Below are 10,341 nucleotides of genomic sequence, written 5' to 3' on the forward strand. Positions count from 1 at the left end.
CACCTATGAACAGCCATTCGCCCAATGCGGCGCAGCAGCGCGGCATGGCCATTATCAGCGCCTTGCTGATCGCCGCAGTGGTGGCGGTGATCGCCGCCGCCATGCTCACCCGGCAAAGCGTCTTCACCCGCGCGGTGTCGGCCGAACAGAGCCGGGTGGTGGCTACCGGGGCCCTCCAGGGTGGCCTGGAATACAGTCGGCAACTGCTCTGGGACGCGCGCCAGCGTGATGTCCTTACCCGTCTCGACCAGGCCTGGGCGCGGCCCTTCGGCGCGCAGTTGCCGGGCAGCCTGAACCTGGGCTTCCAGGGGCGCCTGGAAGACCTGCAAGGCAAGTTCAACCTGCGCAACCTGGTGTTCAACCAGCAACTGGACAGCGAGCAGTTGCAGAATTTCGAAACCCTGTGCCGGCTGCTGGGCATCGACCCGGCGCTGAGCCGACGCATCAGCCAGCGGGTGATCGCCTCCTACCCACAACGCTTGAATAGCCCGGACGCCGCCCAGCGCCCTGCGGGGGCCTTCGACAGCGGGCGCCTGACCTCACCGGGGGCGCTGGCCCAGACCTTGCCCCCACGCCAGCCGATGCTGCGCAGCCTGGATGACCTGCGTGGGGTCCAGGGCGTGGGTGATGAGCAGCTGGCACGCCTGGCACCCCATGTCGGCATCCTGCCCGGCAATACCTGGGTCAATGGCAACACCGCCAGCGCCGAAGTGCTGGCGGCGGTGGTGCCGGGGCTGGAGTTGTCCCGGGCCCGGGCGCTGGTGGCCGAACGCGACGCCGGGCACTGGTTCATCAACCGGGGCGACTTCGTCAACCGCCTGCGCCTGCCCCAGGTGCCGGTGGAGCAGGTCAAGGTTGGCATCACCAGCGAATGGTTCCTGCTCCAGGGCCAGGTGCGCCGCGAACAGCGCCGAGTCAGCCTGCAAGCCTTGCTGCATCGCGCCGAGGAACGCATGCCCGAAGTGATCTGGTCGCGGGTGGGCGCATGAATCGACTACGCATTGCCTTGCCCCCCCTGGAGCCGCTGTTGGCGGCCTCCAACCCCCTGGCCTGGGAGGTGGAATTCGCCTGGCTGGCGCGCTCGGGGCAGGTGCTGGAGCAGGGCCGCGCGCCGTTGCACCAGCTGGCCAAGGGCAGCAAGCCGACGCCGCTGGAGTGCTTCCTGCATCCGCAGGACAGCCTGCTGACCCGCATCGACCTGCCACAACTGCCGGCGGCGCGGATCAAGGCCGCGGTGGCCTGCGCCGCCCAGGCGCTGATTCTCGCGCCCATCGAGCAGATGCATGTGGCCCACGGCCCGCGGGACGCCCAGGGCCAGGTGCCCCTGGGCTGGCTGCCCAGGGCTCAGTTGAAGGCGCTTGGGCGCCTGTTGCAACAGGCCCGATTGAAGCTTGAGGGGCTGTATCCGGCGCCGTTCGCCCTGGCCATTCCGGGCCCGGGGCAGCAGTACCTGTGCCGGGTGGATGAGCAACTGCTGCTGCGCCAGAGCGCCACCCAGGGCAGTGTCCAGCCATGGCTGGAGGACAGCCTGGAGCCATTGCGGGCCACCGGCGACGAGCTGTGCTGGATTGGCCAGGAGCCGCCGCTGGCGGAGCTTGCGCAGTTGCCCGCCAGCCAGCGCTGGAGCGGCGCCGCCCCGGGCTGGGGCCTGCACGGCGGAGCCCAGCTGGAAACCGGCGCCCCGCAGGGCTGGGGCCGGGCCCTGGGCTGCTGCGCCCTGGCGCTGGCGGTGTGGATCATTGGCCTGAACCTGTATGCCGCCCGCGAAGCCGAGCAGGGCCAGCGGCTGAAAACCCAGATGAGCCAGCGGGTGCTGCAGGTGTTTCCCGAATTGCCGGTGGTGCTCAACCCCTTGCAGCAGGCCCGCCAGCAACTGGAGGCCCGGCGCAACGGCAGCGGCGAACCCGGCCAGGGCTTCGCTAGCCTGTTGCAACAGGCCGGCAGTGCCATGCCCTTTATCGCCGGCAGCGTGCAGAGCCTGAATTTTGCCGATCAACGCTTGCAACTGGAGCTGCTGGCCGACACCGCGAAAGTCGCCGACAGCGCCTGGCAGGGTGCCCTGGTCCAGGCCGGCTACAGCGTCCAGGTCCAGGGCAATGGCTGGGTCCTGGCGCCCACCGGCGATCAACCGGCGGTCAGCCTCGACAGCCCTGGGGGAGATGAAGATGAATAAGGCCCTGTTGGCCCCGTACCTGGCGCGCTGGACGCGCCTGCGCAGCCAGGCCCAAGTGCACTGGAACGGCCTGGCACTGCGCGAGAAACGCCTGCTTGGCGGTATGGCCCTGGGCCTGTTGGGGCTGTTGCTGTGGTTGCTGTTGATCCAGCCACCGTTGAAGCAGATCGACTATTGGCAAGCCGAGACACCGCGGTTGCGTTCCCAGGCCGAAGCCCTGGAACTGCTGCTCCACGAAGCTGCGGCCGGCACCCTGGAACACTCTGGGCAAAGCCTTGAGCAGAGCCTGCGCCAGACCCTGGACAGCGCCGGGCTCAAGGACCGCTACCAGTTGCAACAGGCTGATCAAGCCAGCCCCCAGAGCTGGCGCTTGACCTTCGAGCAGGCCCCGGCGGATGCCGTGGTCGGCTGGCTGCTGGGGGCTCCCCGGCAGCTTTCACTGCAGGTGATGGAGGCCCGGCTGCAACGCGCAGCCGCGGCCGCCGCCCAAGACTCGGCAGGCACACTGTCCGGGACCGTTCGCATGGATCAGGCGCAGGGCGCTAAGGAAGCTTCATGAAGTGGCAAGGTTCCAACTATGTGCGCCAATGTCGCAAGGCTGCACCTTTCCTGCTGCTGGCACTGGGGGCCTGCAGCACCACCCCCTCCAGCCATTCGCCGTCGCTGCTGGTGGACAGCGAGCTGGGCCAACCCCTGGCCGAGACCCGGCGCAGCGGCGATGCCGTGGCTGATCGTCAGCGGCTGCAGGAACAGCAGGCATCCCGGCCCAAGGTGCTGCACCCGGTGACCAACAGCAGTCGCGGCCAGGGCAGCAGCCGCAGCGTCAGCGTGCCGCGCAACCCTCTGGGGGATCAGCCCGTGCAGTTGAATTTCGTCGAGGCGGATATCCAGGCGGTGGTGCGCGCCTTGTCCCGTTCCACCGGCCAGCAGTTCCTGGTAGACCCACGGGTCAAGGGCAACCTGACCCTGGTCAGCGAAGGCCAGGTGCCGGCCCATCAGGCCTACGACATGCTGCTGGCGGCGCTGCGCATGCAGGGCTTTTCCGTGGTGGACGTGGGCGGCGTGGCCCAGGTGGTGCCCGAGGCCGACGCCAAGCTGCTGGGCGGGCCGATCTACAGCGCCGACAAGCCGGCGGCCAACGGCATGCTGACCCGCACCTTCCGCCTGCAATACGAGAACGCGGTGAACCTGATCCCGGTGCTGCGGCCCATCGTTTCGCCGAACAACCCGATCAACGCCTACCCGGGCAACAACACCATAGTGGTCACCGACTACGCGGAGAACCTGCAGCGGGTGGCGCAGATCCTCGCCGGCATCGACACCCCCAGCGCCATCGACACCGATGTGGTGGCGGTGCAGAACGGCATCGCCGTGGACATCGCCGCCATGGTCGCCGAGCTGCTGGAAACCCAGGGCGCCGACCAGACCCAGAAAATCAGCGTGATCGGCGATCCGCGTTCCAACTCCATCATCATCCGCGCCGGCAGCCCGGAGCGCACCGAACTGGCGCGCAACCTGATCTACAAACTGGACAACGCCCAGAGCAACCCCAGCAACCTGCACGTGGTGTACCTGCGCAATGCCCAGGCCGGCAAACTGGCCCAGGCCCTGCGTGGGCTGCTCACCGGGGAAAGCGACAGCGGCAGCAGCGACGGCGCCCGAGCCATGCTCAGCGGCATGGGCGGCAGCACCCAAAGCGGCCAGAACACCGCGCAGAACAGCAGCGGCACCCCCACCGCCAGCGGCAACCTGAAGAGCGGCAGCAACAGTGCCTACGGGCAGGGCGGCAGCACCAGCGGCGGCCTGAGCGGCACTGCCCAGCAGAATGAGCAGAACACCGCCTTCAGCGCCGGTGGCGTGACCATCCAGGCCGACGCCACCACCAACACCCTGCTGATTTCCGCCCCGGACCCGCTGTACCGCAGCCTGCGGGAAGTGATCGACCAGCTCGACCAGCGCCGGGCCCAGGTGGTGATCGAAAGCCTGATCGTCGAAGTAGGCGAGGACGATGCCAGCGAATTCGGCGTGCAATGGCAGGCCGGCAACCTGGGCGGCAAGGGTGGTTTTGGTGGGGTCAACCTGGGCGGCAGCGGGCTGGTGGGCAGCCCGGCCAGCAAGACCAGCATCGATGTATTGCCCAAGGGCCTGAACATTGGCCTGGTCAACGGCACCGTGGACATTCCGGGGATTGGCAAGGTGCTGGACCTCAAGGTCCTGGCCCGGGCGTTGAAGAGCAAGGGCGGGACCAATGTGCTGTCCACGCCGAACCTTTTGACCCTGGACAACGAGGCCGCGAGCATCTTCGTCGGCCAGACCATTCCCTTTGTCACCGGCAGCTATGTCACCGGTGGTGGCGGTACCAGCAACAACCCGTTCCAGACCGTGCAGCGCGAAGAGGTGGGCCTGAAGCTCAATGTGCGGCCGCAGATTTCCGAGGGCGGCACGGTCAAGCTGGATATCTACCAGGAGGTCAGCAGCGTCGACCCGCGGGCCTCGGTGGACGCCGGCACTGTGACCAACAAGCGCGCGATCGATACCAGCATCCTGCTGGATGACGGGCAGATCATGGTGCTGGGTGGCTTGCTGCAGGATGGCTACAGCCAGAGCAATGACGCGGTGCCGTGGCTGTCGAGCATTCCCGGGTTGGGGGCGCTGTTTCGCAACGAGAAACGCAGTGTGAAAAAGACCAACCTGATGGTGTTCCTGCGGCCTTACATCATTCGTGACAGTGGCGCGGGGCGCAGCATTACCCTCAATCGCTATGACTTTATGCGCCGGGCCCAGGGCGAGTTGCAGCCGGAGCGCAGTTGGGCGATGCCGGATGTGCAGGCGCCGCAGTTGCCGGCGGCTTCCAAGGCGATTCCGGGATCGGTGCCGGTGTCGTTGCAGACTGTGCCGGGGGCGCCGCGGGCGACGATTCGGGCGGTGCCGGTGCAATGAGGGGGCTTCTTGGTGGCTGGCGGTTTCGCCCTTACGGCGAGGGACTGGGTACATATCCGTTGTTGCGGTTACGGCCACTTGCGGTTTCGCTCTTACAGCGAGTCACTTTGGAAAAGCCCCAAAGTAACCAAAGGGCTCCTGCCCCCGCATCCGGCCCCTCGCTAAGGCTCGGCGTGCCCTCGCTCCGGCATTGCTCCGGGGGCACGCCGCCACAGGCCATCCATGGCCTGGGGCGGCTAGCTCGGCATCCATGCCGAGCTGCCCCCTGCGCAATGCCTGCGCTCGGCCTCCTGAAGGGGCAGGAAGATCAAGATCAAAAGCCAAAGCGCGTTTTACGCGCTTTTCGTAGGAGCCGGCTTGCCGGCGAAGGGGCCCGTAAGTCATGCATCGCCCCGGCCGACGCCTTCGCGGGCAAGCCCGCTCCTACAGGAGGACGAGGCCGCCAGGCCAAAGTTTGCTCTGGCTCTGGCTCTGGTTTTTGATCTTGATTTTGATCTAACCGGCCCCGTTAACCACGATGGCCGAACGCAGGCATTGATCCGTGGGTAACCCGGCAGGACGCCGGGTTAGCCGCACTGGGCCAAGGATGGCCCATTGCGGCGGCCCACGGATCAATGCCGGAGTGCGGGCATGCCGAGCCTAGGCGAGGCACCGAGTGGAGGGGCAAGACCTTTTGGTTCCTTTTGTGTCGACTGACAAAAGGGACTCGCTGTAAAAGCGAAACCAATAGCCGCAACAACTGCGACAACGGATATGTACGCAATCCCTCGCTGTAAAAGCGAAACCAATAGCCGCCACACCCGCGGCAACGGATATGCACACCGTCCTCAAGGGCGAAACCGTCAGGAGACACCGCAATGACCACCCAGCTCCCCTACGCCTGGGCCAAATCCCAACGCATTCTCCTGCGCCACAGCGAGGAGGGCGCCACCCTGCTGGTGTGCCCCTCGACCCCCGGCTGGTCCATCAGCGAAGCCCGCCGCCAGTTCGGCCCGGCACGCCTGCAGCGCATCCGCGACGACGAGCTCGACGGCCTGCTGGCCACCGCCTACGCCGACACCGGCAGCGCCGCCGCCGTGGTCGGCGCCGCGGAGAACGAAGTGGACCTCGACCGACTGATGCAGGACATGCCGGAAATCACCGACCTGCTGGACACCCAGGACGGCGCCCCGGTGATCCGCATGATCAACGCCTTGCTCACCCAGGCCGCGCGGGACGAGGCCAGCGATATCCATATCGAACCCTTCGAAACCCACTCGGTGGTGCGCTACCGGGTCGACGGCACCCTGCGCGACGTGGTCTCGCCGCGCAAGGCGCTGCACGGCGCCCTGGTGTCGCGGATCAAGATCATGGCCCAGCTGGATATCGCCGAAAAACGCCTGCCCCAGGACGGCCGCATCGCCCTGCGGGTGGCCGGGCGGCCCATCGATATCCGCGTGTCCACCGTGCCCACCGGGCATGGCGAGCGGGTGGTGATGCGCCTCTTGGACAAGCAGGCCGGGCGCCTGCAACTGGAAACCCTGGGCATGGACCCGGACCTGCTGGCGCTGCTCGACAACCTGATCCGCCAGCCCCACGGCATCGTCCTGGTCACCGGGCCCACCGGCAGCGGCAAGACCACCAGCCTCTACGCCGCCCTGGCCCGGCTCGACGCCAGCACCAGCAATATCCTCACCGTCGAGGACCCGGTGGAATACGACCTGCCGGGCATCAGCCAGATCCAGGTCAATGCCAAGATCGACATGACCTTCGCCCTGGCCCTGCGGGCCATCCTGCGCCAGGACCCGGACATCATCATGATCGGCGAGATCCGTGACCTGGAAACTGCGCAGATCGCGGTGCAGGCCTCGCTCACCGGGCACCTGGTGCTGGCCACCCTGCACACCAACGATGCGGTGTCGGCGGTCAACCGCCTGATCGACATGGGCGTCGAACCCTTTCTGCTGGCCTCGTCGATGCTCGGGGTGCTGGCCCAGCGCCTGGTGCGGCGGTTGTGCAACCAGTGCAAGGAGGAAGATCCGGCCAACCCCGGCACCTGGCGCCCAGTGGGTTGCCCGGCATGCAATCACATCGGCTACAGCGGCCGTACCGGGATTCATGAATTGTTCTGCATCGACGACGATATCCGCAGCCTGATCCACCAGGGCGCCGAGGAGCAGGCCCTGCGTGCCGCAGCGCGCCGGGCCGGGATGTTCAGCATGCGCGAGGACGGCGAGCGCTGGGTGCGCAGCGGCGCCACCGCGCCGGAAGAAATCCTTCGTGTGACACGGGACGCCTGATGAATCGCTATCGCTACGAAGCCGCCGACGCCCTGGGCAAGATCGAATCCGGACACCTGGAAGCCGACAGCCAGGGCGCGGCCTTTGCCAGCCTGCGCAGCCGTGGCCTGACCGCGCTGCAGGTGCAGCTCGACAGCAGCCCGGGGGCCAATGGGGCAGGGGGGCTGTTCAGCCCGCGGCTGTCGGACAACGACCTGGCCTGGGCCACCCGCCAACTGGCCAGTTTGCTGGGGGCCAGCCTGCCGCTGGAGGCGGCGCTGAGCGCCACGGTGGAGCAGGCCGAACGCAAGCATATCGCCCAGACCCTGAGCGCGGTACGCAGCGACGTGCGCAGCGGCATGCGCCTGGCCGAGGCGCTGGCGGCGCGACCACGGGATTTTCCCGAGATCTACCGGGCGCTGATCGCCGCCGGCGAGGAGTCCGGTGACCTGGCCCAGGTCATGGAGCGGCTGGCGGACTATATCGAGGAGCGCAACGGCCTGCGGGGCAAGATCCTCACCGCCTTTATCTACCCCGGGGTGGTGGGGCTGGTGTCAATCGGCATCGTGATCTTCCTCTTGAGCTATGTGGTGCCCCAGGTGGTCAGCGCCTTTTCCCAGGCCCGCCAGGATTTGCCGGGGCTGACCCTGGCGATGCTTGCCGCCAGTGATTTCATCCGTGCCTGGGGCGGTCTGTGCTTTGCCGGGCTGCTGGGCGGGTTCTGGGGTTGGCGGCTGTACCTGCGCAACCCCCAGGCGCGGCTCAACTGGCATGCCCGGGTGCTGCGCCTGCCGCTGATCGGGCGCTTTGTGCTGGGGCTGAATACCGCGCGTTTCGCCTCGACCCTGGCAATTCTCGGCGGCGCCGGGGTGCCTCTGCTGCGGGCCCTGGAAGCGGCGCGCCAGACCCTGTCCAACGAGCGCCTGAGCCAGAGCGTCAGCGAGGCCACGGCCAAGGTGCGCGAGGGCGCCAACCTGGCGGCGGCGCTGCGGGTGGAGAAGGTCTTTCCGCCGTTGCTGATCCACCTGATCGCCAGTGGCGAGAAGACCGGGGCCCTGCCGCCGATGCTCGAACGCGCGGCACAAACCCTGTCCAGCGACCTGGAGCGGCGAGCCATGGGCATGACCGCACTGCTGGAGCCGCTGATGATCGTGATCATGGGCGGCGTGGTGCTGGTGATCGTCATGGCGGTGCTGCTGCCGATCATCGAGATCAACCAGTTGGTGACCTGAGCCGTACACGGATTCGGCCTTGCACAACCGCCGCGCTGTTTGTGGCGAGGGAGCTTGCTCCCGCCGGGGTGCCGGCCGATCCCGCAAAAGGCAGTTCCCTCGCCATAGGGCATGAACAATTTTTTACCGCCGCCCGCGCTCCCGACCCTGACGGCAGCCGTCCTCGGGTTCCTCGTTCTGTCATCTTGCGCCCCGGTCTTCACCACTCTCGGTGCCTGCAGGGCGATACCGGCGTCAGGCTTGGCAACCTCGCTGTCACCTTCGCCGCAAAGGCCGGCAAACCTGTGACAAACACCCGAGAATCTTTTGCAAAAACAGCGGCTTTCTCCCGAGGTTTTTTCCTTTATCTGTCACCGGAAGCTGCGAACTTCTCTCCCCATGGCCTCACCCATCAAGCCCTCTGGATCAAGGCTTCTGGCCCGAGTGCCATGGCGTCATGCAAGAGCTATTCACCCAACGTACGAACACGACGAAAGGAGATTCTTCATGTTTAAGCGCAATGTTCTCGCGGCATCCCTGACCCTGGCTGCCCTGTGCGTAGCACAAGCAGCAATGGCTGATATCAACGGCGGTGGCGCCACCCTGCCACAACCGCTGTACCAGACCGCCGGCGTACTGACCGCCGGTTTCGCTCCCTACATCGGCGTAGGCAGCGGCAACGGCAAGGCGGCCTTCCTGAACAACGACTACACCAAGTTCGTGGCTGGCACTACCGGCAAGAACGTGCACTGGGCCGGTAGCGACTCCAAGCTCAGTTCCACCGAGCTGAGCAACTACGCCACTGCCCGCAACGCTACCTGGGGTCCACTGATCCAGGTGCCTTCGGTGGCCACTTCGGTTGCCATTCCATTCAACAAGGCTGGCACCGCTGCCGTTGACCTGAGCGTCAACGACCTGTGCGGAGTGTTCTCGGGCCGTGTGAACGACTGGAGCCAGATTGCAGGCTCGGGCCGTACCGGCGGCATCGCCGTGGTTTACCGCAATGAAAGCAGCGGCACCACCGAGCTGTTCACCCGCTTCCTCAACGCCAAGTGCGCTGAAACCGGCAAGTTCGCCGTAACCACCAACTTCGCTTCCAGCTATTCGGGCGGCCTGCCTGCCGGCGCTGTTGCCGCTGTTACCAGCCAAGGCGTAATGGACGCGCTGAACGCTGACGAAGGTCGCATCACCTACATGAGCCCGGACTACGCCGCTCCTACCCTGGCTGGCCTGGATGACGCCACCAAGGTGGCCAAGGTTGCCGGCGTTTCGCCTGCTCCTGCCAACGTTTCGGCAGCCATCGCTGCCGTGCCGGTCCCTAGCGCCAACCTGGACAAGCCGAACAACTGGGTGCCGGTATTCGCTGCCACCACCAGCGCCACCGACCCAAGCGTCGTGCCTTACCCAACCACCGGCTACCCAATCCTCGGTTTCACCAACCTGATCTTCAGCCAGTGCTACGCCGATGCCACTCAGACTTCGCAAGTACGGGCTTTCTTCAGCCGTCACTACGGTGCTCTGGCGAACAACGACACCGCCATCAACAACAACCGCTTCGTGCCGCTGCCAGCTGCCTGGAAAACCGCAGTACGTAACTCGTTCGTCACTGCTTCCAGCGGTCTGAGCATTGGTAACACCAGCGTCTGCAACGCCATCGGCCGTCCGCTGTAACCCTAGCGTCCGATACCTGCAATACCCGGATCAGCAACGGTTTCGACCGTTGCTGATTTTTGTTTTTGGGCTGCCTACACCCGAAAGA

Annotated in this window: 7 protein-coding genes; all 7 read left to right on the top strand. The window is 66.3% G+C overall.

All coding sequences use genetic code 11. The features are described from left to right. Nucleotides 1-5 precede the first annotated feature (5 nt). Nucleotides 6-989, top strand: coding sequence for a type II secretion system minor pseudopilin GspK (gspK, locus tag J4P02_RS24530; protein WP_426195143.1), 984 nt, complete (start codon nucleotides 6-8; stop codon nucleotides 987-989). Further along, nucleotides 986-2,173, top strand: a complete 1,188-nt coding sequence (gspL, locus tag J4P02_RS24535) for a type II secretion system protein GspL (protein ID WP_426195145.1) — start codon at nucleotides 986-988, stop codon at nucleotides 2,171-2,173. The genes gspK and gspL overlap by 4 nt, the downstream gene beginning before the upstream one ends. Beyond that, entirely contained in the window at nucleotides 2,166-2,732 is a 567-nt protein-coding gene (gene gspM / locus J4P02_RS24540; RefSeq protein ID WP_426195147.1) for a type II secretion system protein GspM, read from the top strand. Before gspL ends, gspM begins: the two co-directional genes overlap by 8 nt. After that, nucleotides 2,729-5,113 carry a type II secretion system secretin GspD gene (gspD, locus tag J4P02_RS24545; protein WP_426195149.1) on the top strand — a complete coding sequence of 795 codons (2,385 nt, stop codon included), beginning with the start codon at nucleotides 2,729-2,731 and terminating at the stop codon, nucleotides 5,111-5,113. Before gspM ends, gspD begins: the two co-directional genes overlap by 4 nt. An 857-nt stretch (nucleotides 5,114-5,970) precedes the next feature. Then, nucleotides 5,971-7,392: a type II secretion system ATPase GspE gene (gene gspE, locus J4P02_RS24550; RefSeq protein WP_426195151.1), complete on the top strand. Its 1,422-nt coding sequence runs from the start codon at nucleotides 5,971-5,973 to the stop codon at nucleotides 7,390-7,392. Next, on the top strand, nucleotides 7,392-8,603 hold the full coding sequence (gene gspF / locus J4P02_RS24555) for a type II secretion system inner membrane protein GspF (protein WP_426195154.1): 1,212 nt from the start codon (nucleotides 7,392-7,394) through the stop codon (nucleotides 8,601-8,603). Before gspE ends, gspF begins: the two co-directional genes overlap by 1 nt. Before the next feature lie 486 nt (nucleotides 8,604-9,089). Continuing rightward, the gene (locus tag J4P02_RS24560; RefSeq protein WP_426195156.1) at nucleotides 9,090-10,253 is read left to right on the top strand and encodes a substrate-binding domain-containing protein; all 1,164 of its coding nucleotides are present in this window, start codon (nucleotides 9,090-9,092) and stop codon (nucleotides 10,251-10,253) included. Nucleotides 10,254-10,341 lie beyond the last annotated feature (88 nt).

The organism is Pseudomonas sp. NFXW11, assembly GCF_049887815.1.
Taxonomy (GTDB): Bacteria; Pseudomonadota; Gammaproteobacteria; order Pseudomonadales; family Pseudomonadaceae; genus Aquipseudomonas.